Below are 24,280 nucleotides of genomic sequence, written 5' to 3'. Positions count from 1 at the left end.
CGTGAGTCACATTAGCCGCGCTGCAACCCTCTGACAACCGGTTGCCATTCTGTGCTTTCCATGACATCCTTGGGCTTTCAGCGCCGCGTGTCCGGAGTCACATCCGATCATGCCAGTACGTTCAGAGAGGAACGCCATGGCACTGCCGCCAGCCTCTGTGGGCCGCCCGGCCACCATCCACGACATTGCTGCCCTGTGCGGCGTGGCCCCCTCGACGGTCTCCCGGGCTCTATCCACGCCGGACCGGGTGAACATCCGCACCCGTGAGCGGATCCAGAGCGCCGCCGCCGAGCTGAACTACGTGCCAAACAGCCAGGCAAAGGCGCTGAGTTCGGGTCGGACAGCGGCCGTGGGCGTCCTGGTTCCGGACATCACCAATCCGTTCTACTTCGACCTCATCCGTGGAACGCAGCTCCAACTCAAGGCAGCGGGCTACACCCAGCTGCTGGTGGACACGGAGGAATCCGACGAGGTGGAAGCCAGCGCAATCCAGCAATTGCGCAAGAGCGCAGACGGACTGATCGTGGGAGCGTCCCGCCTTGGGGACGACGCCCTCCTGGCAGCTTCTGCCGCCATGCCGGTGGTGGCAATAAACCGGGACGTGCCGGGAGTGCCCGCCGTCATCATCGATACTCCTGCGGCGACCGGGCAGGCGCTTGACCATCTGGTCTCGCTGGGCCACACAAGGGTGGCCTACGTTTCCGGGCCGGTCTCATCGCAGTCAAATGCCCGCCGGTGGGACGCACTGTCCGTGGCCGGGAAAGACCGCGGCGTGCAGGTGGTGAAGCTGGGCCCGTTTGCGCCCAAGACCCAGTCCGGTGCCGCCGCCGCGGACACGGCCGTGCACAGCGGGGCCACAGCCTGCATCGTGTTCAACGACCTGATCGCTATCGGGATGCTGCAGCGGCTCCGGGAGCGCGGGGTGCGGGTGCCGGATGACATGAGCATCGTGGGCTGCGATGACATCTTCGGCGCCGACTTCTGCAATCCTCCATTGACCACCATGTCATCCCCCATTGAGCAGGCCGGCCGGACCGCCGTCACCATGCTCCTGGCCCAACTGGATCCATTGCGCGGTGCCGGCACCCGGAGTCGGTCCGTGATGCCGACCCACTTGACGGTACGCAGCTCCACCGCCCAGGCCCCGGCTTCATCGGTTTCTCCGTAGCTGTCCCTTTTCCGGCGGCAGAACGACAGCTACGGAACAACCGGAGCCGGCTATGTCCGGTCAGCTGGCCTGGTGAACGGCAGGACCAGGCGGGACTGGTGGTGCGCGTCGCGGTAGATCTTGTGCGTGACCGGCCTGCCCACCGGGAGGTGGAAGGCGTCCGGCGGGAGCAGCGCGTTGTGTTCGTCCGCGAGCGGCTCACCGTTGGACAGCTCCACTACCAGCCGGTGCCCGGGGTTGAACATATTCGCGAACGGGTAGAGGCGGACCACGTATTCCTCGATCCTCCCGGGCTCCACCGGAACCGCGCGGGTATGCGGGTGGTAGGGGTTGCCCTCGGTGGTGCGGTCATCGAGTTCGCGGTGCGAGGCCTTCAGGTAGCCGGTTGTGATGAGCTGCCGCTTCCCGTTCGGCGCGGCGTCCCACAGGCGCAGGATGAAGTTGGTGTCCGGCTGGTCGATCTCGGCGAAAATGTGGGCGGCGCCAGCCCCGATCATCTCAGTGGGTTCTTCAAACGTTTCAGTGCTCCAGCTGATGATCTGCACCTGGTCGGTGACCGTCAGCGGCGCCTGGTAGAAACCGTCGGGAGCCGCATGTTCGGTGCCCATCAACTCCGGTTCGGTGGAGAGCTTGTGCCGCGGGCGCAGGTAGAGGGCCCGGTAGTCAATGTCCTTGGGCGGCCACGCTTCGGCGGTAACCACGTCCCGGGAACCTTCCACGAAGACGGACACAGCGGGTTCGTCCATCACCCCGTTGTCGATGCCCTTGATCCAGTAGTCGTACCAGCGGAACATCTTGTCGTGCTCTTCGATGAAGGGCCGGGACTGCATGGGCGGGTACGGGCCAATGTCCAGCTTCTTCGGCCCCTGGAGCGCGTTGAACAGCTCGATGGTGCCATCCAGCGTCCAGCCGCGGCCCTGGTCCAGCTGCAGCCACACCGGAATGTCGATGTTCGGGGCCAGGGTGATGGGATTGCGCTCTTCGTACCACTCGCCGTCGAGCTCGTTCATGACGATGTCGAACCACGCCTCGTGATTCGTGGGGTAGTTCAGGACATGAACCAGGTTGGGCCAGGCGGCTACGTCCGGGTCCTGCAGCCGCTTGGCCACGAGCTCCTTGAGTTCCTCCGGGGAGTACTTCTCCACCATCCGAGACTTCACCCGGTCCGTGAAGGCCCAGCCGGAGTCCCCTCCCCTGCCCTCACGCGCAGCGCGGGGCATGAACCACATGACGCCGCCATGGTAGGTGGTCTCGTAGAAGTCATAGTGTCCGCCGGAGACGAAGATGGCCTTCAAATGCGGCGGCCGTTGGGCGGCGGCGAGGACCTGCATGGACCCGAAGTAGGAGATGCCCACCATGCCCACATTGCCGTCGCACCAGGGCTGGTCCGCCACCCACTCGATGAAGTCGTACGCGTCCTGGCCCAGGGACACTCCCCCGGCGTTGTAGTTTCCGATGTGCTCGCCGCCGGAATGTCCGGAACCGCGCAGGTCGCCGATGACGTGGACGTAGTCTTCCGTGACGATCCGGGCGATGTCGCCGGCTTCGATGCAGCCGTCCCACATGGGGCTGGGCCGGCGCTGCGGCGGGGTGGTCAGGGCCAGGGCCTGCAGCTCCTTGCCGTACGGGCTCAATGCCACCAGCGCGGGCCGCGGCTTGTCGTCGGTGCCCTGGTAGGCGTCGGCGGCAAGCTCAACCCCGTCCCGCATGGGGACGCGCAGGTCCTTGCGGACGGCAATCTTCTGCCCGCCGGCGTCGATGGTCTGGTATTCAGCCATGGTTGCGAACGCTCCTCTGGAAAGACGTGGTGGTGGACTGGGTGCGGTAGCCGTTCATCGTGGTGAAGAACGGCGAGGGCTCAAGGGTGGGATCGCCGTCGTATTCAAGCTCCCGGGCAACAGGCTCGAACGGCGAGTAGGGGGACTGGGTCTGGTGGAGGCCGGCGGCCAGGCAACCGCAGGCGGCCCCGCCCACCTGGGCCTCGATGGCCAGGCTCTCCGTGAGGGCCTCGTGCGCCTGGTCTTGATCCAGTTCCACACCATAGGGCGTGCCGTCCGAGCGGCGGTATGGGTGCCCCAGGTACAGGTGCCGCGGGCGGACCTCGTCGCGAAGGTACTCCAGGCTGGATCGGTAGCCGGCCGGGTCCACGTAGCCGGGGAACCCATTGGCCGCGCCGTCGACCTGCACGGCGTCGCCAACGAAGACGTCGTTCTGGCCGTCGATGACGTAGGCCACCGAGCCCGGTGTGTGGCCCGGAACCGGGTGGACGGACACGGTGACGCCGCCGCCAAGGGAAATGGTTTCCCCGCCGCGGACCAGCATGGACGGCTCCATCTCCCCCGAGATGACGGCGTTTGTCGCAGCAACCTGCTTGGCCTCGCCCTCCGGATCCTGCAGGTACCGGCCCCGGCCGGAAAGGTACTCCTCAACGTGGGACCGGCGTGAGCGGAGCATGGGGGCGTCGGCCTCGTGGATGACCACCTTGGCGCGACGGCCGGTGAGCTCCCACAGCGCGTGCGCGCCGCCGATGTGGTCGATGTGGCCGTGGGTAAGCAGGATCCAGCGGACGTCCTCGATGCGGCGGCCGATGGCCTCCAGTGCCGGCGCCATTCCCTCCGCGGGGGACGACGCGATTCCGGTGTCCACGATGGCCGGCTCCGGAGCGTCGATGAAGAAGCTGTACAGCCCAAACCTGCCCCAAGGGGACACCAGCGGGTGGACGGGTGCCGTCATTTCGCTGCTCCCGCGGGCGTGTCCAGGAATTCGGCCGTTTCCTCGAATGCCCGGTAATACTCGGGGATCCAGGAGAAGTTTTGGATGAAGCCGTGGTTTGCCCCGGCATACCGGCTGACGGTGGCGGGCACACCGGCCTCCTTCAGCCGCCGGCCATACAGTTCACCCTCGTCCCGCAGGGGGTCGAGCTCCGCGGTGATGATGAGTGCAGCGGGCAGGCCGGCGAGGTCCTGGCGCTTGATGGGCGAGGCGAGGGGGTCAGCCGGGTCCGCCCCGCTGTCCAGGTAGAAGGCGTTGAACGGTTTCAGGCCGGCCGTCTCCAGCCCGTACCCTTCTGCGTTTTCGCGCATCGAAGGGTAGCGGTCCGCATCGAAGTCCAGGTCCAGTGAGGGGTAGAACAGGATTTGGTGGGTGATGCCGGTGAAGCCGTCATCGTGTGCCATGGCAGCCACGGCGGCGGCGAAGTTGGCGCCCGAGCTGTCGCCGGCGACGGCAAGGTCACCGTTCCAGCCCAGGGTTTCGCCCTCGGTGGCCGCCCAGCGGACCACGCCATAGCAGTCCTCCAGCCCTGCCGGGAACGCCGCCTCCGGAGCCAGCCGGTAGCCCACCGAGATGACCTTGCGGCCGGTTTCCCTGGCGAGCGAGCGGGCCACGTGGTCGTGGGTGTCCAGGCTTCCCAGGAAGAAGGCGCCGCCGTGGAAGTACACCAGCAGGCCGAAGGTGTCCACGTCCGTGGGGGTGTAGATGCGCACGGGCACGTCACCTGCCGGGGTCGGTGCCGTGGCGTCGTCGACGGCGTGGAGCGGCAGGCGCTTTTCCGCTGGCTGGACCTGGGCTGCTTCGCCGGCACGCATGGCCTCCGGATCCAGCGGCGAGCCGTCCGGGGCGGGCAGGGTGCTGAGGACCTTGGCGATCTCAGGGTGGATGGTCATGGGTCAGGCCTTTACGGGTTCGGCGGGCGCCTGCGAAGCAGGTTTTTGGGATGCCGGCTTCTGTCCGGGGAAGACGTCGTTGACTTCTTCCTCGCTCCAGCCCTGGCGGGAGATGCGCTGCAGCTCATCGGTCACCGGTTTGCGAGTGGCCTGGAACAGGGCCAGCGCCTCCTTGACCGAGGCGGCCGCTGCGAGGGCGTCGGCGAGCGCTCCCGCGTCCTCGATGGCAGAGTTGGCGCCCTGGCCTTGGTGGTGGAGCATCGAGTGGGCGGCGTCTCCCATCAGCACCACCGAGTCGGTGTGCCAGGTGTCCACGGGATCAATGTCGTACACCGCGCGGACGTTGACGGTGTCCGTGTCCAGGCCGCGGGCGATGCTGACGATGCGCTCGTCGAAGCCTTCCACCGTTGCCAGGAGGTCGTCCTTGCTGATGGCCGGCGCCCAGGTTCCGTCCGGGTTCAGTGCCGTGATGTCGAAGGACATCTGGTTGCGGTGCCGCAGCGGCAGCAGATAGACCTTGGTGCCCTTGCCGATGTACATCCGCAGGTTGTCATCCACCACCATGCCGTGGGAGTCGTCAGCGGAGATCACGGCCCGGTAGGCATGTTCGCCGGAGAAGACCGGCGGTTTGTCGCTGAACAGCTGTTCGCGCACCACGGACTTGATGCCGTCGGCACCCACCACCAGGTCGGCCTCCACGGTGGTGCCGCCGGCGAAGGACAGGACGGAGGAGTCCCCCTTGTCGGTGATGGACTCAAGCTTGTGGCCCAGGTGCACCATGCCTTCGGGGAGGACGCCGAGCAGGGCTTCAATGAAGTCGCCGCGGTGGATCAGGTGGGTCTGCTTCTGGTCACCGTCCTCGGGCCAGGTGTCCTTCATGATGGGGTGGCCCGTGGCGCTGAGGATCTCGAAGTAGTCACTGGGTGAGCTCACCGCTGCGATGGCGTCGAAGATTCCCCACTGGCGGAAGCGGGACATCGTGGCGGGGCGCAGCCCGATGCCGGCGCCCACCTCCCGCATCCGGGAAGCCTGCTCATACACGTTGACGGTGGCCCCCAGCAGGCTCAGGGCCTTGGCGGCAGCAGCCCCGCCGTACCCTGCGCCGACGATGGCGATGCGGAGGTTCTTGATGTCTTCAGCCTTCATGGGATGGGTCTCTTTCTGCAGCCCGGGCGGTGCCGGGTGGAACGGGTTGGGATGGCCGGTCAGGCCTGGAGGGACAGGAAGTCCGCCGGGTTGTCCTGGAGCAGGAGTTTGAGGGTGGCGTCGTCGATGCCGGCGGCGCGCATGTCCGGGATCATGTCCTCGAAGATGTAGTTAATGGTGTGGCCCTTGACTCCCGGCCAGCCAAGGGGGCTGCAGTTTGCGTCGGCGGAGACCAGGAGCTTGTCCGCGTAGCCCTTGTTCACGAGCTTGACGAAGTGCTCCATGCGCTCGGCGCGCTTGCGGCCCCAGAAGGGCGGGTCCGGCAGTTCGAGGTCGTAGCCGAACGTGTCGAAGCCAATTCGGCCGCCCTGGCCGTAGATCCAGTCGTGCGGGGTGATGGGGGCGTTCAGGCCGTCGTCGGCGTGGCCGAACAGCACACGGTCCAGCGGAAGGCCTTCTTCCTTGAAGATGGCCACGGCCGGTTCCGGGTCGATGGCCAAGTGGGTGAGGATCGGGGCTCCGGTGACGACGGCGGCGCGGGCCGCGGCCCGGTAGATCCGCTTGTCCAGGTCCGTCATGCGTCCGCCGCGGCTGACGCCCACCTTGATGACACCGGCCTTGGCGCCGGTATCACCGATGCCAACGGTGATTTCGTTGATGAAGACCTTGGCCAGGTAATCAGCCGTGGCGCGGGAGAAGTGGGGAAGCGCGGTGTCGCCGCCCACGAAGCCCGTGCAGGCCACGATGTTGACGCCGGTCTTCCGGGAGAGGGACTTGTAGTAGTCGATGTCGCGGCCGTTGCAGATGCCGGTGGCGTCCACCATGGTGCCGCCGCCGTATTCACGGAACTTCCGGAGTTTGGGCACGGTTTCCTCGTACGCCTGTTCCGGCGTCTTCCACCATTTGGTGTCCAGCTCGGATCCGGGCATGCCGTAACCGATGTGTTCGTGGACGGCCACGATTTCAAGTTCTTCGGCCGGGATGGTTCCCAGCACTGTGTTGACCTTGGTCATTGTTCTACCTCGGGTTTGGAGGGCTGATGGAAGCGTGGTCAGCGGACGGCCAGCAGGGTGCGGGGGTTGTCCACGAGGATGCGCCGGGCATCGTCTTCGGCCAGGCCTCGGGCTTTAAGGAATGGAACGAACGTAGCCAGGACGTGGCTGTAGGGCAGGTTGTATTCGGGTAGACCCTTGGCCACTCCGATGGAATTGCCGGAGAGGATGACCTTGTCCGCGTGGCCTGCGACGACAAGCTCCAGGACCAGTTCGGCCCGGCCGTGGTCGGTGAGGTAGTCGGGGTGGTCGTTGAGGCCGACGTGGTCGATGCCCACGAAGGCGCCGCGCTCGGCTACCTTGCCGGCGGCTCCGGCGGCGTCGACGCGGTCCAGGCCGCCAACCAGCACGCGGTCCGCGGGAAGCTGCTCGTCCAGGACGATGTCCAGGTCATGGAGGGCATCGGCGCCGAAGCGGATGGAGACGGGCACTCCGGTTTCCCGGGCAGCCCGCGCGGATCCGCGGAACAGGCTTTCCTCGGTGGGGGTCATGCCGGCCCGGTCGGCGGCGGTGGTGATCATCCCGGCCGCGGCGCGGCGTTCAACCCTGGGGACCACCATCCCGTCGGTGACTTCCCTGGCGAAGAGATCGCTGAACTTTTCGGCCGGCCACGGGGTGGGCGGGTTAGTCTGCGGCGTCAGGAAGTAGCCGCCGAGCTCCTCCTCGGGCCCGAGGCCGGTGGAGGCGACGATATGGACGCCGGTGGAGCGGGACAGTGCCTCGTACAGCTTGAGGTCCCTGCCGTGGAACATGCCGGTGCTGTCGACGATTGTCTGGCCGCCGTGCCGCCGGAAATCGGCGAGCTTCCCGGCGAGCGCAGCGAAGATTTCCGAGCGGTCCATGGAGATATCGGGGGCGTACTGGGCCCCCGGAAGGACGGACAGCAGCGCTTCATGAACCGCGACGACGCCCAGCTCAGATGCGGGAATTGGGCCCAGCACCGTGTTGACGGTGCCCTGCTTCGGGGTAAAGACGGGGGCGCCGTGGGAATCGGCGGCCGCATGGTTGCTCACAAAGTTCTCCCTTGAATCCGGGTGCTTGAGTTAGGGGTCCCGCCGAGCCCTCGCTTCGTTGCGGTGCAGCCAGCATCACATAATTCTTTACACGACGTCAAGAAAACTTTCATCAAATTGTTTCCTTGACACTACGTAATGGATCACTACAGACTGTTGGGAACAACACTCAACCTCGCATTGGAACAAGGGAGTTTCATCGATGAGCCTGACCCCCACCGTTTCGAGCCGCGGCTCGGCACGGGCAACGTTCGTTGCGGCCTACAGCGCCGTAACCCTGGCGCAAATCACCAACGCCCTTCCCGGCGCACTAAACGGCACCTTCGCCGTCGAATTCCGCACCTCGGGGGCGGGACTGACCTGGATCGCCGGCATGTTCATGATGGGCATCATGGTATTCGAGCTCAGCTGGGGCCTGCTGGGCGACCTGTTCGGCCGCCGGAAGCTGCTGTACGCCGGCGCGGCCGTGAGCATTGCCGGATCCGTCCTGGCGGCACTGGCGGTCAACACGGAAATGATGATCGCGGCCCAGGCCGTGGGCGGCATCGGCGCCGGCATCCTCTTTCCCATCTCGCTCTCCATGATCGCGGCCATCACCCCGGACCACCGGGCGAGGGCCAAGGTCATCGCCACCTGGGCCGGCTTCCTGTCCCTCGGCGCGGTCATCTCGCCCATGCTGGCGGGCCTGACCTCGCAGGCGTTCACCGTGCCGGGGGCGGCCGCCGGCGCACCCAACGCCTTCAGCGGCTGGCGGGTGGCCTACTACATCGCCGCCGCGATCGCCGTCGCCGTGCTGGTCATGGCCACCCGGGCGAAGGACTCCGCTGCCGCTGAAGGGCGGAAGCTCGACGTGCCGGGGCAGGCCACCCTGGCGCTGGGCCTGATTGCGGTACTCTTTGCCACCGTGCAGGCGGTCGACGCCGGATTCGGCAGCGCCGAGGTCATCGCCAGCTATGTGGTGGGTGCTGTCCTCCTGGTTGCCTTCGTGGTCATTGAGACACGGACGCACCAGCCTCTGGTCCACCTGTCCCTGTTCCGAAACAGCGCCTACTCCATCACCGGAATCGTGGCCGTGACCGGCATGTTCGCCTTCCTGGCCGTCTGCTACAGCACCAGCGTCGCCGTGGGCGGCCTTGCCCTCGCCGAGGCCTGGAAGGTGGGCGTGCTGTTCGTCTTCATCCAGGGCCCGGCGTTCGCCTTCATCCCGGTGGTGGGCTGGCTCATCCACCACGTGGCACCACGCTGGGTACTCACGGCAGGGTTCGCCTTCATGGCAGCCTCCGCCTTCTGGCTGTCCACCATCCCGCTGGGAACGCCCGAAGCATACGGCGGGACACCGTGGACCGCCTTCATCCCGCCGCTGCTCCTGCTGGGCATCGGTTTCGCGCTCACGGTGGGCTCCATCACCGCCGTAGCCATCAACACCGTGCCGCCGCAGCACATCGGCATGGCGTCGGCCACCACCAACCTGCTGCGCGACCTGGGCTTCGCCCTGGGCCCGGTGATCGGATCAGCCATCGCGTTCGGCGTCGGTGCAACCGCCTTCGCCGGCCCCCTGGCAGGAATCCTCGGCGGAGCGGGCCTTCCCGCCGAGGCCGTGGCCGGACTCTCGCACGTACCACCTCTGGGTTACCTGTCCGGCTGGGACGGCGTCGTTGCCCAGTTCTCCAGCCAGGCCGTTGCGGGCGGCGCCCCCGCCCAGGCTGTGGACGGAATGGCCAAAGCCCTGGCCTCCGTCCAGCCTCAGATCCAGGGCGTCGCGGGGACGTCCCTGGGCCAGGGTTTCCAGGCGGTCTACCTCGCAGCGGGCACCGCCGCCGTCCTGTCGGCTGTCCTCACCCTTTTCATCAGCTCCCGCTCATCGGCACCCACGGCCGATGCCCTCGCCGAAACCACAGAAGCCAACGCCGAGGCCGTCCAGGCATAAATGCTCGGCCAAAAAACCCAACAATCCGCAAGGAGACAACAGTGCACCCCATCGAATCCGATATCGACATCTGGGATGACGACATCACGGTGGACCCGTACCCCACCTACGCCGCGCTGCGTGAGCTGGGCGGCGTGGTCCACCTGCCAAAGAACAACCTGTACGCCGTCACCCGGTACAACCTCATCCGGGACGTCCTGGCGGACCCGGAGTCCTTCTCCTCCACCACGCTTGGTTTCAACCCGATGGTAAACGAGGCACTGCAGGGCACGTCGCTGGCCTCGGATCCGCCCATGCACACCCAACTGCGGGCGACTCTGTCCGCGAACCTCACACCCCGTGCCCTCCGCGGCCTGAAGGTGACCATTGACGAGAAGGCGGACAAGCTGGTGGCCGAACTGGTGTCCAGCGGCTCGTTTGAGGCCATTGATTCCCTGGCCCGCGCTTTCCCGCTGGACATCGTGGCGGACCTGATCGGGTTCGGCGGCCACGTCAAGGAGAACATGCTGCGCTGGGGGCAGGCCGCCATGCAAGTGATCGGCCCGCTGAACCACCGCACCCAGGAGAGCTTCCCCATCGCCGGAGAGCTCTACGGCTGGTGCTCGTCGGTCACAGCCGAGGACTTGGCGCCCGGCTCCATCGGCCGGGGCATCTTCGACGCCGAAGCCCGCGGGGAGATCCCCGAGGGCTCGGCAGGCCACATCATCCACCAATACCTGGGTGCCGGCGTCGACACCACCATCGCCTCCATCGGCAACATCGTGGCCATGTTTGGCCGCCACCCGGAGCAGCTTGAGCTGGTCCGCAACAACCCCGAGCTGGTTCCCGCGGCGTTTGCCGAGGTGCTGCGCTACTGGACACCCCTGCACGTCTGGGGCCGGACCACCACCCGCGAGGTGGAGCTCGACGGCGTGACCGTTCCGGCGGGCGCCCAGCTCGGCATCCTCCCGGGTGCCGGCAACCGGGACCCGCGGCACTATGACAACCCGGACACCTTCGACGTCACGCGGAACCCGGTGGACCACCTGTCCTTCGGCTACGGTCCGCACGGCTGCGCCGGCCAGGGACTGGCACGCTTGGAAGGGCACGCCATCGTTGAAGCCCTGGCCCGGCGGGTGAAATCACTGTCCCTGGACGAGGGGTACCGGGTGCCGAGCAATATCACCAGGAGCTTCGAACAGCTCCAGGTACTGGAGGTGGAAGCAGCATGAAGATCGAACTGGACCGGCCGCGCTGTGAGGGCCACGGCCTCTGCGAGGAAGCAGCGCCGGCGCTGATGCACCTGGACGACGAGGGCGAACTGGTCATCGACGTCCCGGACGTGGAGGGGGACCAGGCTGAAGCGGCAGCGAAGGCCGCGGTCCGCGTTTGCCCCGTGGCAGCCCTGAAACTGGTGGCGGCGTGACGGCACGCCGGATCGTCGTCGTCGGCAACGGCATCGCCGGCCTGACTGCCTGCGACTCGCTGCGGGCAGCCGGCTTCGACGGCGAGCTGACCGTAGTGGGCGCCGAACGCCACTCCCCCTACAGCCGCCCGGCCCTGTCCAAGGCGCTGCTCCACGGCGGTGATGGGCTAACGGCACACGAACTCCCCGCACCGACGCACGGCGCGGACGAGTTGCTGGGGGTCAGCGCCACAGGGCTCGACGCCGGCGCACGGGCGGTGATTCTCGACGGCGGCGGGATCCTGCCGTACGACGGGTTGGTGATCGCTTCGGGTTCCCGCGCCAAGCGGCTGGCAGGGAGCGCAGAGGCAGGCTTCGACGGCGAGCTGACCCTGCGCACCCTGGAGGACGCCGTCCGGCTGAAGGAAATGGTGGCCGGCCGGCCGTCGGTGATCGTGGTGGGCGGTGGCCCGCTCGGCATGGAAGTAGCCTCCGGCTGCCTCCACAGCGGCTGCGACGTCACCCTGGTCACCGACGGCGAACCGCTGGTGCGGCAGCTGGGCAGTTACCTGTCCGGCATTTTCACCGCAGCGGCGCGCACGAGCGGGCTGCGGATCGTCAATGGCTCCAAGGCCCGGCTCATCCGGTCAGGGACCACCCCGCAGGTGGCGTTGGCCGACGGAACGGTCCTGGAGGCGGACCTGCTGGTCAGCGCCGTCGGCGACGAGCCGAACATCGAATGGCTGGCAGGCTCCGGCTTGCTCACCGGTGGGGTCCTCCGGGCCGATTCCCGGGGCCGGGTGCGTCCCGATGCCGTTGCGGCCGGCGACGTGGCGTTCTTCCCCACCCAGCGGGGACTCAGCCGGGTACCGCTGTGGACCAGTGCCATCGACCAGGCCAAGGCCGCCGCCGTCGGCCTCCTCCTCGGGGATGAAGCACCGCCGCTGGAATTCCAGCCCTATTTCTGGACGGAAGCCTTTGGACTGTCGCTCAAGGCGGTGGGATTCACGCCCGTGGAAGGAGCGCCGGACTTCCGGGAACAGGGCGCCGGGAACGATTCGGCACTTCTGCGGTGGGAGCACGCAGATGGTTCCGGAACGGCCGCGGCCATCAACTACCGCATCCCCGTCCCCAAGCTGCGGCGGCTGGCCGCCACGGTCCCACAGGTGGCCCGTGGTGCCAGCCGGTGACGGCCTGAGGCCGCCGCCCTCGGCTCCAGCGCCCGGACGCCACGTTAGGATTGACGCTATGCCATCGCTGCGCGAAGCCCAGAAACAGCTCACGCGGGACACCATCGTGGAACGGGCGCTGGAGCTCTTCACCGAAAAGGGCTACGCCGCAACCACCATCGATGAAATCGCCGCATCGGCTGGAACCACCCGTGTGACCTTTTACGCGTACTACCCCACGCGGGCAGACCTGATGCGGGACTTCATGGCCCGGGTGAACGCCGTCCTGGAGCGCGCCGACGGCCCGGACAGTGGGTCCACAGCCCCCGACCTGGTGCAGGTGGTGCGGGACGGCACCCTGGCCGGCATCCTCGCCTGGCTCGAATCCCGCGCAGCCCTGTGGCCGGTCTTCCGGCCCTACCTGGATGTGCTGGACGAGGCGGCGGCGGTGGACCCCGAGGTGCGCATTATGGTGGAGCGCTGGCATGAGGAAGTCATCGCGGACATGGTCCGCGGCATGCAGCTCGCCGGGCGCTTCGCCGGGGAAACCCGCCACATCCGCGGCACCCTGGCCTTCACGCAGCTCGACTACGTGGCCACGCTGTGGACCCGCCGCAAGATGGAGCCTAACCGCGAGCACGCCTTGGAAGTACTGGCGGACAGCTGGTACCACCTGCTCTGCGACGAAGGCTGAGGGCAGCGGAAGCTAGGCCCGTTCGGAGATCCACGCACCAAGTTCGGCGGCGGTTTCCGCGGTGAGGGAGTGTCCGCCCGGGTCCTTGCGGGCGTGGGTGTCCGCCCCGGAGGCCCCCAGGAGGTAGTCCCAGGTGCGGCCCAGCAGGTCAGCCGGGATGACAGTGTCCGTTTCGCCGTGGGCCAGGAACACTTGAACCCCGGAGAGACGGTCCGGCGACGTCGGCACACCAGCCTCGAACGGCAGCGTCCCGTAGAGGATGGCAGTGCCCGCGAAACGCTGCGGAGCAGCCAGCATCAACCCGCCCGCGAACGCCGCACCGCCACTGAAGCCGACCAGGATCACCGGCCGTCCTTCCGGGGCGATCGGGTCCAGCCAGGTCCGGAACCATTCCATTGTCTGGGCCAGGGACTCGGCCACGGGCCGCCCAGTCCCCCGGTTCGCGAACCAGGCGAATCCGCCCCCTGCCGGGATTGGCGCCCGGACAGCTGCGTAAGAGTGGCCTGCGGGAAGGTGGTTAGCCAGTCCGATGATTCCTGATTCGTTCGATCCGCGCCCGTGCAGCAGCACCACGAGCGGGCGGTTGGGATCGTCGGGGCTCTGCCAGGCGACGGTGGGTTCGGCGAACGGTGCGTGCATATCGTGTCCTTGGTGTTGGTGGTGGGAATGGCTTGGGTCAGGCAGGGGCGGGGGCCCCGATTTCCCGGTTGACTGCGGGCATGATCTCGGTGGCGAGCAGCTCGATGGAACGCGCTGTTTCGGCGAACGGCAGCCCGCCCAGTCCGATCTGGGCCATGTAGCGGCTGGTGCCCAGTGCCTCGTGGATGGCGAGGATCTTCTCCACCACCTGCTGTGGGCTCCCTACCAGCAGGCCGCCGCCGGGTTCGGACCAGTCGTCGAAGGTTGAGCGCGGGAAGTGGTCCACTGGGCGGGGCATGTTCTGCTCGAAATACGCCCGGTAATAGGGGTAGAAAGTGTCGCGTGCCTGCTGGGAGGTGGGGGCCACGTAGAAGTGGCCGCCGGCACCCACCGGCAGGGCGGCGCCGTCATGCCCGGCCTCGGCCGCGGTGTGCCGGTACAGCTCCACGAGGCGGCGGAACCTTTCGGGTCCGGACAGCAACGCGACAAACAAGGGCAGGCCCAGCCGTCCGGCGCGGGCGAAGCTTGCGGGCGTGCCGCCGACCCCCACCCAGACGGGAAGTTTTTCCTGCAGCGGCCGCGGGGCAATGTCCATGCCGGGGATGGTTTGGGTCAAGGTACCCTGCCAGTCCAGGGTGGCGTTGTCCCGAAGCTCCAGCAGCATGCGCAGCTTTTCGTCGAAGAGGGCGTCGTAATCGGCGGTGTCGTAGCCGAACAGTGGGTAGGACTCGATGAACGCGCCGCGCCCGGCGATGATCTCGGCGCGGCCGCCGGAAACCAGGTCCAGGGTGGCGAACTGTTCGAACAGCCGCACCGGATCCTGGGTGGACAGTACGGTGACGGCGGTGCCCAGCCTCAGGTTGGTGGTCTCGCGGGCAACCGCGGCCAGCACCATCTCGGGTGCCGACAAGGCGAAGTCGAGGCGGTGGTGCTCGCCCAGGCCCAGGAAGCTGAGGCCCGCCTGGTCAGCAAGCTTGGCCAGCCCAATGATCTCTTCCAGCCGCTGGTGCGGCGACTGGGCGCGTCCGGTTATTCCGTCGCGGGATAGTTCACCAAAGGTAAAAATGCCGAAGTCCATATTGGTTGAACATTCAACTGTGTTGATCTATTCCGGCACCCTCCCTTCCACCCAAGAGGCGGGCGTACGACGCCGGGAGCCGCCCGCCGTCGTACGCCCGCCTGTGGATCGGGGTGCTTAGGCTCCCACGAGCTTGGCGCCGGCAGGAACCTCCGCCGGGGCACCCGGCGCGTTGCGGCCGTACAGCCAGTCGTTGTACTGGAAGTTGTTGTCGCCGCGGCTCTTGAACAGCATGTTCCGCAGGACGCGTGCCACGCCGTCCACGTGCCAGGACTCGCCCCAGATCCGGGCGGTGGTCTGGACGCGTGCGGTGCGGGCCGCCCGGGTTTCGTTGAACTCGCGGAAGGCATCCTCCCACGCACCGGCGTCGATGCCTTCGGGCGTGAAGACCTTGTTCTGTGCGGCGTCCTGGAGCACTGCAGCGTCCTCGAGCGCCTGGCAGGCGCCCTGGGCCAGGTACTGCAGCATCGGGTGCGCGGCATCGCCGATCAGTGCCATGCGGCCGGAAACCCAGTTCTCGATCGGGTTGCGGTCATACATGGGCCAGCGGATGCCGGTGGCCAGGTTTTTCAGGGCTCTCTGCACGGCGGGGACGCAGTCCTTGTAGGCCGCCTGGAGTTCGTCCACGCCGCCGTACTGCTCTTCGCCGCGCTCGAACGACGGGGACTTGAACACTGCCACGGTGTTGAGCAGCTGGCCCTTGCGGAGCGGGTACTGGACCAGGTGGCAGTTCGGGCCGAGGTAGACGATGACGTCCTCCAGGTCCGCGGCGGGGGTTTCCTCGGTGATGGGCACGGTGCCGCGGTACGCCACGTAGGCGGAGTTGACGGGGCCGTCGTTGGCAACGGTGGCGCGGAGGGTGGACTTCAGCCCGTCCGCTGCCAGGATGGCGTCAGCCTCGAACACCTCACCCTTGGCGGTGTAGGCGCGGGCGCGGTCGCCGTCGGTCTCCACCTTCTGCACCAGGACGTCGTTCACCAGGGTGACGCCGGCTTCCTGGCAGGCTTCGAGCAGAATCCGGTGCAGGTCGCTGCGGTGGATCACGACGTAGGGGGCGCCATAGCGTTCCTCGAACTCGCCGCCCAGGGTCTGGCGGGTGAGTTCCTCGCCGGTGATGGCGTCGCGGAACACCAGGTGCTTGGGCTGGACGCCGATTTCCAGCGCCTTTTCCAGCAGGCCCCAGCGCTTGAGGACGCGGGAGGCGTTGGGGGCCATCTGCAGGCCGGCGCCGACTTCGCCGAAGGCGGGTGCCACTTCAACCAGGGTGACGTCGGCGCCGTTTTCGCGCAGCGCCAGCGCTCCGGCAAGCCCGGCCATGCCGCCGCCCACTACCAGGACGTCGGTGGACCCTTTGAGGTTAGACATTGGAAACTCCTACTGCTGTTGATTTCTTGATTTTGGTACCGACGGCTGCGAGCAGGACTGCTGCTGCTGCGGCTGCTCCGGCAAATGCCAGGAAGTTCGAGTTGACGCCCAGGCCCGCTGCGAGCAGGAGCCCGCCAGCCTGCGGGGCGGCTACGGCCCCGATCCGGCCCACGCCGAGCGCCCAGCCAAGGGCGGTGCCGCGCAGGTGTGCCGGGTAGTGGCTTGCCACGGCGGCGATGATCAGGCACTGGGTGCCGTGCGTGCCCACGCCGGCGAGCACCAGCATGAGGTAGACGACGGCGACGGGCGGCCCCGTCACCAGGACCACCAGGGCGGCGGAAGCCACGGCCGCTGCCGCGATCGCGGTGGGGATGGGGCCGAACCGGGTGCCCGCCCAGGCGGTGAGCACCGAGCCCGCCACGGCGCCCAGGTTGAGGGCCAGTGCGAACGTCAGGGCGGACCCGAGGTTGTAGCCTGCCAGCTGCATGAGGTTGGGCAGCCAGGTGCCCAACCCGTACCAGGCGAAGAGGGTCACCAGGGTGCCGATGGCGAACAGCAGGCTGGTGCCGAGGTAGGGCGCGCGAAGCAGGGACCCGAACCCGACGGCGTCCTTGGCGGTGCTGCCCTGGGCTGCGCCCTTGGGGCCGGGTGCCAGCGTCTCCGGCAGGTAGCGGATGCCCAGCGGGATGACCACCACCAGGGCGACGACGGCGACCAGGAACATGACCGGCCAGCCGAAGGCAGGAATCAGCGGGATGCCGACGAGGGCTGCGATGGAGCCGCCGATGGGGACGCCGGACATCATGAGCGTGGCGATGGTGGACCGCCACTTTTCGGGAACGAGTTCTGCCACCAGGGCGTTGGCCGAGGGCACCAGGCCTCCCAGGCCAATGCCTGCCAGGAGACGCAGGCCGCCGAAGACCGGCGCGTTGGGGGCAAAGGCGCAAAGGATGGTGAAGAGGGAGAACACGACGGCACAGCCGATGATGGTGCGCCGCCGGCCCCAGGTATCGGACATGCGGCCTGCGAAGACCGCTCCGATCATCATGCCGATGAAGGCCATCGACCCGATGGTGCCGGCGGTGGCCTTGGTCAGGCCCCAGCCGGTATCGCTGATGAGCGAGCCCTGGACCGTCCCATAGACGATCAGGTCATAGCCGTCGAAAACGACCAGCAGCCAGCACACCAGGACGGCAAGCACGGAACGCCGGGGAAACCCGGAACGGCCGGCGCCCGGAGCGGGGGCGGCCGTGCGCTGCGGCGCTGCAGCGGAAGTTGTGTGATTCATCCCACCACTGTGCTGGCAGCCATACAGCTCCGCCCATAAGATTCTGTTATGCAGAATCTTCCGGCCCGACGGAAGCCCACCTACTCCATTGAGGCGGTGGACAACGCCCTGCAGTTGCTGCAGCTCCTGCGGGACGTGGGCAGCCTGCGGCTCAAGGACGCCGCCGCGGAACTGGGTGTGGCTCCGTCCACCGCCCACCGGCTCCTGGCCATGCTGGTCTACCGGGGCTTCGCGGTGCAGGACGAAACGCGCCGGTACGTGCCGGGCCCGGCGATGGGCGCGGGTCCCGCCGGGTTCAGCTGGACCCGGCAGCTGCGGGACATCTCCCGGCCCCACATGGAAGTCCTGTGCGCCCGCACCAACGAGACCGTCAACCTGATGATCCGGGTGGGCACCAAGGTCCGCTTCCTGGACACGGTGGAAAGCTCGAATATCCTGCGCGTCGGCGACCGCCAGGGCACGTTGCTGCCGGCGCACAAAGCGTCCGGCGGCAAGGCCATCCTGGCCGAGCTGGAACCGGCCGCGCTGGAACAGCTGTTCCGCAGCCCCAACGCGGAGCTGGCCGGCGACTACATTCCCGACGCCGAGTACCCGGCGTTCCTGCGCGAGCTTGAGTCGGTGCGGGCCAACGGATTCGCCGCCAACTTCGAGGGCACCGAGGAGGGCATCAGCGCCTTTGGGATGGCGCTGCACAACGGCAGAGGCATGGTGGTGGGCGCCTTGAGCGTGGCCACTCCGGTGGCCAGGTTCCGGCCGCTGTTCGACGCCGGGCTGGTCGGCGTGATGATGGAAACCCGGCGCCAGCTGGAGATGGACATCGCGGCCAATCCGGTGGATGGGGCGCAGCACCCCTGACGCTTATCCGGAAGGCCGCCGGGAGAATTCTGTCAGCCAGAATATGCTGGAGGTCACAGCCTGCCTTCCCTAGGGTCGAATCCACGTCGCAGTCAGTCCGCACGCAAGGAGAAGGCCAGTGTCGATCAGCGCTGAAAACCTAACGCACGAATCCGTGGCACAGGAACACCATGTTCCCGAGCCCACCCCCGAGGAGGCTGCCCAGCTGGAGCAGCTGTACAAGGACTTCAACAAGGAAAACCTGATTCCGCTGTGGACGGAGATCGCGGACCTGATGCCCATGGTCCCGTCGCCCAATGCAGTCCCGCACGTCTGGCGGTGGGATGACCTCTACCCGCTGGCTGCCCGCGCCGGCGACCTGGTGCCTGTGGGCCGCGGCGGCGAACGGCGTGCCATCGCGCTGGCCAACCCGGGCCTGGCCGGGACCCCGTACGCCACGCCCACGCTCTGGGCCGCCATCCAGTACCTGGGCGGCCGCGAAACCGCTCCGGAGCACCGCCACTCCCAGAACGCCTTCCGCTTCGTCGTCGAAGGTGAAGGCGTGTGGACGGTGGTGAACGGCGATCCCGTCCGCATGTCCCGCGGCGACTTCCTGCTCACCCCGGGCTGGAACTTCCACGGCCACCACAACGACACCGATGAGCCCATGGCCTGGATCGACGGCCTGGACATCCCGTTCGTCCACTACGCCGATGCCGGGTTCTTCGAATTCGGCACCGAGCGCGTCACGGACGAGGCCACCCCGGACATCTCCCGTTCCGAGCGGTTGTGGGCCCACCCCGGCCTGCGCCCCCTCTCCGGACTGGAGAACACCACGAACTCCCCCATTGCCGCGTACCGGTGGAAGTACACCGACGCCGCCCTGCGCGAGCAACTGCTCCTGGAGGACGAGGGCCATCCCGCCACCGTGTCCCAGGGCCACGCCGCCATCCGGTACACCAACCCCACCACCGGCGGGGATGTCATGCCCACCATCCGCGCGGAGTTCCACCGCTTGCGGGCCGGCGCCTGGACCGAGACCGTCCGCGAGGTGGGCTCCAGCGTCTGGCAGGTCTTCGAAGGCACCGGCACCGTGACCCTTAACGGCGAAACCCGTGTCCTGGCCAAGGGCGACCTGTTCGTGGTTCCGTCCTGGGCAGCCTGGTCCCTGCAGGCCGAGACTGAGTTTGATTTGTTCCGGTTCAGCGACGCACCCATCTTTGAGCGCCTGAACTTCAACCGCACCTACATCGAAGGACGCACCAAGTAATGAAACTCCTCACCCTCCGCCTCGACAACGGCGGCACCGCAGCAGTCCGCCAGGACGGCGACACCCTCACCGAGATTCCCGGCTTCCCCGACGTCGGGGCCCTGCTGAAGGACCCCAACTGGGAAGCCACGGCGAAGGCGGGCAACGGCGCAACGCATGCGCTCGACGGCGCCGACCTTGCCGCCGTCGTCCCCGCCCCCGGCAAGATCATCTGCGTGGGCCACAACTACCGCAACCACATCAAGGAAATGGGCCGGGAGGTTCCCGAGCACCCCACCCTGTTCGCCAAGTATGCCGAGTCCCTGATCGGCCCCAATGACGACCTGGCCCTGCCGCAGGAATCGGACACCGTGGACTGGGAAGCCGAACTCGCCGTCGTCATCGGCAAGGCCGGCCGCCGCATCCCCGAGTCCGAAGCCGCTGAGCACATCGCCGGGTACTCCGTGCTGAACGACGTCTCCATGCGCGACTACCAGTTCCGCACCATCCAGTGGCTGCAGGGCAAGACCTGGGAGAAGTCCACCCCGTTCGGGCCGGCCCTGGTCACCAAGGACGAGTTCACGGCCGCCCCGCTGATGACCTCCGCCGTGGACGGCGAAGTCCAGCAGTCCACCCCCACCTCGGACCTGGTGTTCACCCCGGAGTTCCTGGTCTCCTACATCTCCACCATCATCACCCTGAACCCGGGCGACGTGATCGCCACCGGCACCCCCGGCGGCGTGGGCCACGCCCAGGACCCCAAGCGCTACCTGCAGGAGGGCCAGGTCCTGGTCACCACCATCGAGGGCCTGGGCCAGCTGACCAACCGCGTGGTCAAGGAAGCCTGATGGTTGCCCGGCACGACCAGACCACCGATCCCGTCCTGCTCGACGGGCTCCTGCAGGCCCGGCGCGGCACCGCGTTCTTCGCCCGCAAGCTCAACGAGCTCACGGACGCGGAACTGGACGGGGACTCGCTCCTGCCGGGCTGGACCCGCCGCCACGTTGTAGCCCACGTGGGCTACAACGCGCGGGCCGTGGCACGGCTGGTCGAATGGGCAGCCACCGGCGTGGAGACCCCCATGTACCCCTCGGTGGAGGTCCGCAACCACGAGATCGACTTCGGCGCCACGCTCAGTCCCATCGCGCTGCGGAACCTGTTCGACCACTCCGCCGTGCACCTGAACGTCGAGTGGCGCGACCTGCCCGCCGACAACTGGCATCACAAGGTCAAGACCGTCCAGGGCAGGACCGTCCCCGCCGAAGAAACCGTCTGGATGCGCACCAGGGAAGTGTGGGTGCACGCCGTTGACCTGGACAACGGCGCCACGTTCCAGGACATCCCCGCACCCGTCCTGGAACGGCTCCTGACAGACATCACCGGCGCCTGGCACGCCCGCGGGACGGACAAGGACCTGGTGGTCGAGGTCACCGGGCAGCCCTCTGCGCTGGTCTTCGGTGACACGGCAGCCACCTCCCCCACCGTGGTGTCCGGCTCCCTGGCCGCCATTGCGCAGTGGGCCACCGGCCGCGGCACGAACGGCACCACGGCACAGCACGACGGCGGATCGGTCACCCCCGCGCCCCCGGCGCCGGCCTGGATCTAGCTATAAATCGAGCACCCGGGCAAGCCATGTGCCACACCGCACCAAAGGCGGGCCAGCATACGCTGGCCCGCCTTTGCCGTTGCCCTCCGGACTCCTCCCACGCGGCCGGCCTTCGCCTCGGGCTGCAAACCAAAAATCCATCCCCTCGTTTGGGACCGGGTCCATAATCGGGACGGCGGCCGCTGGATAGCATGGGGTGACCGGACAGAGCCGTCCGGCGGGATCGACGCAAAAGGAAAACCCATGGCCGCGGTTACGGTGGATGACATCCTCTCGGATCTCCCCCTTGGCTTCGCCAGCCTCATCCTCCGCCCAGCCCCGTCGGCGCCGGCCATTGAACGGTTCCTTATTGTCGACGCCGACGACGAGTCGGTCCAGGCTGCCGGCGCGTTTGTCCTGCTCATCGGTGTCCGCGGCCGCTCCGCCCTGCCGGCGCTCCGGCGGCTCCTGAAAGACCCGCCCCCGGTGGTAGCCGTCAAGGGCAACCGGGAAGACCTCGCCGAAGCGGAAGAGCTCCTGCAGGCGGCGGGCTCGGGCCTCCTGCTGGTCGATCCGGGCGCCGACTGGGACCGCCTGCTGTCCATCGCAAAGGACCGGATCCAGCCGCGCAGCTACGAGAGCGAAGTCCTCACCCTGCTCGAGGAAGACCTGTTCGCCATCGCCCAGACCACGGCCCGGCTCACCTCCAGCCACGTGCTGATCGAGGACGCGGCCAACAAGGTCCTGGCGTACTCCACGGTCACCAACGACATCGACGAGCTCCGCAAAGCGTCCATCCTGTCCCGCCGCGGCCCCCGGAAGTACGAGCTGCTGCTCAAGGACCTGGGTGCTTACCGCGAACTCCACCGCACCCGGCAGCCGGTCCGCGTGCCTGCCCGGCCCCAGGACGGGCTGCGTGAACGGGTGGCCATCGCGCTCTTCGCCGGGGAGCGGATCATGGGCTACATCTGGCTCCAGGAGACCGGAGAAGGCTTCGGCCCGGACGTGGAGTACGTCCTCACCGGATCCGCAGCCAGGGTTTCCGCCGAACTGATCCGCTACCGCAACCAGCAGTCCGTCCACATGCGGGAGGACCGGGTGGCACGGATCCTGTCAGGTCCCGCCGAGGCCGCCGCCAGCGCCCACAGCGGAAAGATCCCCTCCGAACGTCCCGCGGCGCTTCTCCTCATCGGTATGTCCGACGCCGACTCCCGGGCTGACGACGCCGCGCTCAAGCACGGCGAGCTGGCCAACCTGGCCTCCATCCACGCCGCCGCGTACAAGGCATCCGCCGTCGTGGGCCAGTTCAACGGTGACACGGCCATCATCCTGCCGGACCTGCAGTCCAGCACGGCGGAAGCGGGGCTGAGGGCACTTGCCGAAGCGGTGGCCAAGGATGCCCGCAAGCACCTGGGCATCATTCCCTTCGCCGCCGTCGGACCGCTGGCGCCGGACCTGCTGTCCATCCACGGGGTCACCGGCATCACTGAAGCGCTGCTGGCCTGCGTGCGGAACGCCACACCGGGCACGGTGGCCACCGTTGACGATTTCGAGGCGGAAATCCTCTACCGCGAGGCCGTACGTAACTTCCACAGCTCACCCTTCCGGCACCGCAGCATGGCGGCGCTGCTCCAGGAGGATGCCGAACTCGCAGCAACCCTGCAGGCCTACTTCGACGCCTGCTTCGACGTCTCCGAATGCGCCAAACACATGAACCTGCACAAAAACACCGTCTACTACCGCGTTGCCAAGGCGGCCAGGGTCACCGGCCTGGACTTCGGCAACCCCCGCGACTCACTGGTGGCCCTGCTCCATCTCCAGGAGTGGGCCGCCTCCACCGACAATTCAGGCAGGAAATGAGCACCATACTCAGCGCACCGCCCCTGGGCGTCCTCCTTGAGGACATCGTCCGGCGCCACCGGCCCAGGCAGAACGCCGGCAGCGTTCCCGGAAACATCCCTTTCCTTGCCACGGTCCCGTTCGACCGCTTCGGCATCGCTGTCGCCACCACCTCCGGCGAGGTCTTCAGCTCCGGGGACGCCGGCGTTCCCTTTTCCATCCAAAGCATTTCCAAGGTATTCACCCTGGCCATGGCCCTGCAGGGCGGCAGATCCACCGCTCTTTGGTCCCGGGTGCTGCGCGAACCCTCCGGAACGTCCTTCAACTCGCTGGTCCAGCTGGAAGCCGAGAAGGGCATCCCCCGCAATCCGTTCATCAACGCCGGCGCCCTGGTGGTCACCGACCACCTACTGGAAGAGACGCCCGACGCCGCCACGCAGCTCCTGCGGTTCCTCACCGAACAAGCGGGGAGCCATGAGGCGGAGCGAGGCTCCCGCGCACCGTTCATCGATGAAGCCGCTGCTGCCGGCGAGCTGGCCAGCAGCAGCCGCAACCTGGCCCTGGCGCACTTCCTCAAGGATTTTGGCAACCTCACCCAGCCGGCCGCGGCAGTGGTGGAGAACTACGTCCGCCAGTGCTCCATCATGATGACCTGCGTCCAGCTGGCCAGGGCCGGCCTGTTCCTCGCCAACGACGGCCAGGGAACAACCGGCAGGGTGCTGTCCCCCAGCGAGGCCAAGCGGATCGGTTCCATCATGCTGACCTGCGGCATGTATGACGCCGCCGGCGAGTTCGCCTACCGGGTGGGCCTGCCCGGCAAGAGCGGAGTAGGTGGCGGGATCCTGGTGATCGTCCCGGGCCAGTGCGCCATCTGCGTCTGGAGCCCCCGCCTGGACGCCAAAGGCAACTCCCTTGCCGGCACCGCCGCCCTGGCCGACCTCTCCGACCGCACCGGCTGGTCAGTCTTCTAAGTTTCCCCATCCAGCAAGATCTTCCCCGGATCGAAAGGAATACCCATGCCCAACAACCCCAATGAAGAGGTTGAGTTCGACCACGTTATTGATGGTGGTCACGCGCATGCGTCCGAGACCTCCCTGCACGCGGAGGACAAGGGTTACCACAAGAACCTCAAGCCGCGGCAGATCCAGATGATCGCGATCGGCGGTGCGATCGGTACCGGCCTGT

At 67.5% G+C, this 24,280-nt stretch carries 22 protein-coding genes and 1 pseudogene; 13 read left to right on the top strand and 10 right to left on the bottom strand.

Annotated features, from left to right (window positions below):
- The first annotated feature begins 136 nt into the window (after positions 1-136).
- Positions 137-1,168 carry a LacI family DNA-binding transcriptional regulator gene (locus tag ACWRN3_RS14925; RefSeq protein WP_476741144.1) on the top strand — a complete coding sequence of 344 codons (1,032 nt, stop codon included), beginning with the start codon at positions 137-139 and terminating at the stop codon, positions 1,166-1,168.
- A 50-nt stretch (positions 1,169-1,218) separates the two neighbouring features.
- On the opposite strand, the gene ACWRN3_RS14920 is transcribed toward ACWRN3_RS14925, so the two are convergent.
- From ACWRN3_RS14920 to ACWRN3_RS14895, 6 genes are read right to left on the bottom strand one after another with little or no spacing between them, the layout of a single operon-like run.
- A complete protein-coding gene (locus ACWRN3_RS14920) occupies positions 1,219-2,946 on the bottom strand; it encodes a CocE/NonD family hydrolase (RefSeq protein ID WP_476741143.1) in 1,728 nt (575 codons plus the stop codon).
- Positions 2,939-3,901 (bottom strand): MBL fold metallo-hydrolase, encoded by a 963-nt coding sequence (locus tag ACWRN3_RS14915; protein WP_476741142.1) that lies wholly within the window; start codon positions 3,899-3,901, stop codon positions 2,939-2,941. The genes ACWRN3_RS14920 and ACWRN3_RS14915 overlap by 8 nt, the downstream gene beginning before the upstream one ends.
- Positions 3,898-4,833, bottom strand: a complete 936-nt coding sequence (locus tag ACWRN3_RS14910) for an alpha/beta hydrolase (RefSeq protein ID WP_476741141.1) — start codon at positions 4,831-4,833, stop codon at positions 3,898-3,900. The genes ACWRN3_RS14915 and ACWRN3_RS14910 overlap by 4 nt, the downstream gene beginning before the upstream one ends.
- Positions 4,834-4,836: 3 nt before the next feature.
- Complete coding sequence (locus ACWRN3_RS14905; protein ID WP_476741140.1) at positions 4,837-5,979, bottom strand: FAD-dependent oxidoreductase; 1,143 nt, start codon at positions 5,977-5,979, stop codon at positions 4,837-4,839.
- 59 nt (positions 5,980-6,038) lie between these two features.
- Positions 6,039-6,992: a phosphotriesterase family protein gene (locus tag ACWRN3_RS14900; RefSeq protein ID WP_476741139.1), complete on the bottom strand. Its 954-nt coding sequence runs from the start codon at positions 6,990-6,992 to the stop codon at positions 6,039-6,041.
- A gap of 38 nt (positions 6,993-7,030) precedes the next feature.
- Complete coding sequence (locus ACWRN3_RS14895; protein ID WP_476741138.1) at positions 7,031-8,044, bottom strand: phosphotriesterase family protein; 1,014 nt, start codon at positions 8,042-8,044, stop codon at positions 7,031-7,033.
- Between the two features lie 202 nt (positions 8,045-8,246).
- On the opposite strand from ACWRN3_RS14895, the gene ACWRN3_RS14890 reads away from it, so the two are divergent.
- The 5 genes from ACWRN3_RS14890 to ACWRN3_RS14870 are packed head-to-tail and all read left to right on the top strand — an operon-like array spanning position 8,247 to position 13,218.
- A complete protein-coding gene (locus tag ACWRN3_RS14890; RefSeq protein ID WP_476741137.1) occupies positions 8,247-9,971 on the top strand; it encodes an MFS transporter in 1,725 nt (574 codons plus the stop codon).
- 41 nt (positions 9,972-10,012) lie between these two features.
- On the top strand, positions 10,013-11,182 hold the full coding sequence (locus tag ACWRN3_RS14885) for a cytochrome P450 (RefSeq protein ID WP_476741136.1): 1,170 nt from the start codon (positions 10,013-10,015) through the stop codon (positions 11,180-11,182).
- Positions 11,179-11,376: a ferredoxin gene (locus ACWRN3_RS14880; protein ID WP_476741135.1), complete on the top strand. Its 198-nt coding sequence runs from the start codon at positions 11,179-11,181 to the stop codon at positions 11,374-11,376. The genes ACWRN3_RS14885 and ACWRN3_RS14880 overlap by 4 nt, the downstream gene beginning before the upstream one ends.
- On the top strand, positions 11,373-12,545 hold the full coding sequence (locus ACWRN3_RS14875) for an NAD(P)/FAD-dependent oxidoreductase (RefSeq protein ID WP_476741134.1): 1,173 nt from the start codon (positions 11,373-11,375) through the stop codon (positions 12,543-12,545). The genes ACWRN3_RS14880 and ACWRN3_RS14875 overlap by 4 nt, the downstream gene beginning before the upstream one ends.
- Before the next feature lie 58 nt (positions 12,546-12,603).
- Positions 12,604-13,218, top strand: coding sequence for a TetR/AcrR family transcriptional regulator (locus tag ACWRN3_RS14870; protein WP_476741133.1), 615 nt, complete (start codon positions 12,604-12,606; stop codon positions 13,216-13,218).
- 12 nt (positions 13,219-13,230) lie between these two features.
- On the opposite strand, the gene ACWRN3_RS14865 is transcribed toward ACWRN3_RS14870, so the two are convergent.
- The 4 genes from ACWRN3_RS14865 to ACWRN3_RS14850 form a co-directional block, all read right to left on the bottom strand.
- Positions 13,231-13,857 (bottom strand): alpha/beta hydrolase, encoded by a 627-nt coding sequence (locus ACWRN3_RS14865; protein ID WP_476741132.1) that lies wholly within the window; start codon positions 13,855-13,857, stop codon positions 13,231-13,233.
- Between the two features lie 37 nt (positions 13,858-13,894).
- Positions 13,895-14,935 (bottom strand): LLM class flavin-dependent oxidoreductase, encoded by a 1,041-nt coding sequence (locus ACWRN3_RS14860; protein WP_476741131.1) that lies wholly within the window; start codon positions 14,933-14,935, stop codon positions 13,895-13,897.
- Between the two features lie 117 nt (positions 14,936-15,052).
- Positions 15,053-16,300 (bottom strand): FAD-dependent oxidoreductase, encoded by a 1,248-nt coding sequence (locus tag ACWRN3_RS14855; protein WP_476741130.1) that lies wholly within the window; start codon positions 16,298-16,300, stop codon positions 15,053-15,055.
- On the bottom strand, positions 16,293-17,588 hold the full coding sequence (locus ACWRN3_RS14850) for an MFS transporter (RefSeq protein WP_476741129.1): 1,296 nt from the start codon (positions 17,586-17,588) through the stop codon (positions 16,293-16,295). Before ACWRN3_RS14850 ends, ACWRN3_RS14855 begins: the two co-directional genes overlap by 8 nt.
- Before the next feature lie 48 nt (positions 17,589-17,636).
- On the opposite strand from ACWRN3_RS14850, the gene ACWRN3_RS14845 reads away from it, so the two are divergent.
- The 7 genes and pseudogenes from ACWRN3_RS14845 to ACWRN3_RS14815 form a co-directional block, all read left to right on the top strand.
- The gene (locus tag ACWRN3_RS14845) at positions 17,637-18,443 is read left to right on the top strand and encodes an IclR family transcriptional regulator (protein WP_476741128.1); all 807 of its coding nucleotides are present in this window, start codon (positions 17,637-17,639) and stop codon (positions 18,441-18,443) included.
- Between the two features lie 118 nt (positions 18,444-18,561).
- Positions 18,562-19,692, top strand: a complete 1,131-nt coding sequence (locus tag ACWRN3_RS14840) for a cupin domain-containing protein (RefSeq protein ID WP_476741127.1) — start codon at positions 18,562-18,564, stop codon at positions 19,690-19,692.
- The gene (locus ACWRN3_RS14835; protein WP_324644061.1) at positions 19,692-20,519 is read left to right on the top strand and encodes a fumarylacetoacetate hydrolase family protein; all 828 of its coding nucleotides are present in this window, start codon (positions 19,692-19,694) and stop codon (positions 20,517-20,519) included. The genes ACWRN3_RS14840 and ACWRN3_RS14835 overlap by 1 nt, the downstream gene beginning before the upstream one ends.
- Positions 20,519-21,277 carry a maleylpyruvate isomerase family mycothiol-dependent enzyme gene (locus ACWRN3_RS14830; RefSeq protein ID WP_324644060.1) on the top strand — a complete coding sequence of 253 codons (759 nt, stop codon included), beginning with the start codon at positions 20,519-20,521 and terminating at the stop codon, positions 21,275-21,277. Before ACWRN3_RS14835 ends, ACWRN3_RS14830 begins: the two co-directional genes overlap by 1 nt.
- Before the next feature lie 243 nt (positions 21,278-21,520).
- Entirely contained in the window at positions 21,521-23,116 is a 1,596-nt protein-coding gene (locus ACWRN3_RS14825) for a PucR family transcriptional regulator (protein WP_476741126.1), read from the top strand.
- On the top strand, positions 23,113-24,066 hold the full coding sequence (locus ACWRN3_RS14820; RefSeq protein WP_255174380.1) for a glutaminase: 954 nt from the start codon (positions 23,113-23,115) through the stop codon (positions 24,064-24,066). The genes ACWRN3_RS14825 and ACWRN3_RS14820 overlap by 4 nt, the downstream gene beginning before the upstream one ends.
- A gap of 45 nt (positions 24,067-24,111) precedes the next feature.
- Positions 24,112-24,280, top strand: a pseudogene (locus ACWRN3_RS14815) (amino acid permease); the annotation flags it as partial.

Source organism: Pseudarthrobacter sp. rb, from assembly GCF_056389225.1.
Note: the sequence above shows the minus strand (reverse complement) of the source record. Positions and strands in the feature narration are given on the sequence as shown.

Excerpts from the sequence above, each read along its gene's own strand:
- ACWRN3_RS14855 (WP_476741130.1), bottom strand. The coding sequence starts at position 16,300 with ATGTCTAACCTCAAAGGGTCCACCGACGTCCTGGTAGTGGGCGGCGGC.
- ACWRN3_RS14880 (WP_476741135.1), top strand. The coding sequence starts at position 11,179 with ATGAAGATCGAACTGGACCGGCCGCGCTGTGAGGGCCACGGCCTCTGC.
- ACWRN3_RS14865 (WP_476741132.1), bottom strand. The coding sequence starts at position 13,857 with ATGCACGCACCGTTCGCCGAACCCACCGTCGCCTGGCAGAGCCCCGAC.
- ACWRN3_RS14825 (WP_476741126.1), top strand. The coding sequence starts at position 21,521 with ATGGCCGCGGTTACGGTGGATGACATCCTCTCGGATCTCCCCCTTGGC.
- ACWRN3_RS14835 (WP_324644061.1), top strand. The coding sequence starts at position 19,692 with ATGAAACTCCTCACCCTCCGCCTCGACAACGGCGGCACCGCAGCAGTC.
- ACWRN3_RS14910 (WP_476741141.1), bottom strand. The coding sequence starts at position 4,833 with ATGACCATCCACCCTGAGATCGCCAAGGTCCTCAGCACCCTGCCCGCC.
- ACWRN3_RS14890 (WP_476741137.1), top strand. The coding sequence starts at position 8,247 with ATGAGCCTGACCCCCACCGTTTCGAGCCGCGGCTCGGCACGGGCAACG.
- ACWRN3_RS14900 (WP_476741139.1), bottom strand. The coding sequence starts at position 6,992 with ATGACCAAGGTCAACACAGTGCTGGGAACCATCCCGGCCGAAGAACTT.
- ACWRN3_RS14915 (WP_476741142.1), bottom strand. The coding sequence starts at position 3,901 with ATGACGGCACCCGTCCACCCGCTGGTGTCCCCTTGGGGCAGGTTTGGG.
- ACWRN3_RS14905 (WP_476741140.1), bottom strand. The coding sequence starts at position 5,979 with ATGAAGGCTGAAGACATCAAGAACCTCCGCATCGCCATCGTCGGCGCA.
- ACWRN3_RS14860 (WP_476741131.1), bottom strand. The coding sequence starts at position 14,935 with ATGGACTTCGGCATTTTTACCTTTGGTGAACTATCCCGCGACGGAATA.
- ACWRN3_RS14920 (WP_476741143.1), bottom strand. The coding sequence starts at position 2,946 with ATGGCTGAATACCAGACCATCGACGCCGGCGGGCAGAAGATTGCCGTC.
- ACWRN3_RS14850 (WP_476741129.1), bottom strand. The coding sequence starts at position 17,588 with ATGAATCACACAACTTCCGCTGCAGCGCCGCAGCGCACGGCCGCCCCC.
- ACWRN3_RS14820 (WP_255174380.1), top strand. The coding sequence starts at position 23,113 with ATGAGCACCATACTCAGCGCACCGCCCCTGGGCGTCCTCCTTGAGGAC.
- ACWRN3_RS14870 (WP_476741133.1), top strand. The coding sequence starts at position 12,604 with ATGCCATCGCTGCGCGAAGCCCAGAAACAGCTCACGCGGGACACCATC.
- ACWRN3_RS14845 (WP_476741128.1), top strand. The coding sequence starts at position 17,637 with ATGCAGAATCTTCCGGCCCGACGGAAGCCCACCTACTCCATTGAGGCG.
- ACWRN3_RS14925 (WP_476741144.1), top strand. The coding sequence starts at position 137 with ATGGCACTGCCGCCAGCCTCTGTGGGCCGCCCGGCCACCATCCACGAC.
- ACWRN3_RS14830 (WP_324644060.1), top strand. The coding sequence starts at position 20,519 with ATGGTTGCCCGGCACGACCAGACCACCGATCCCGTCCTGCTCGACGGG.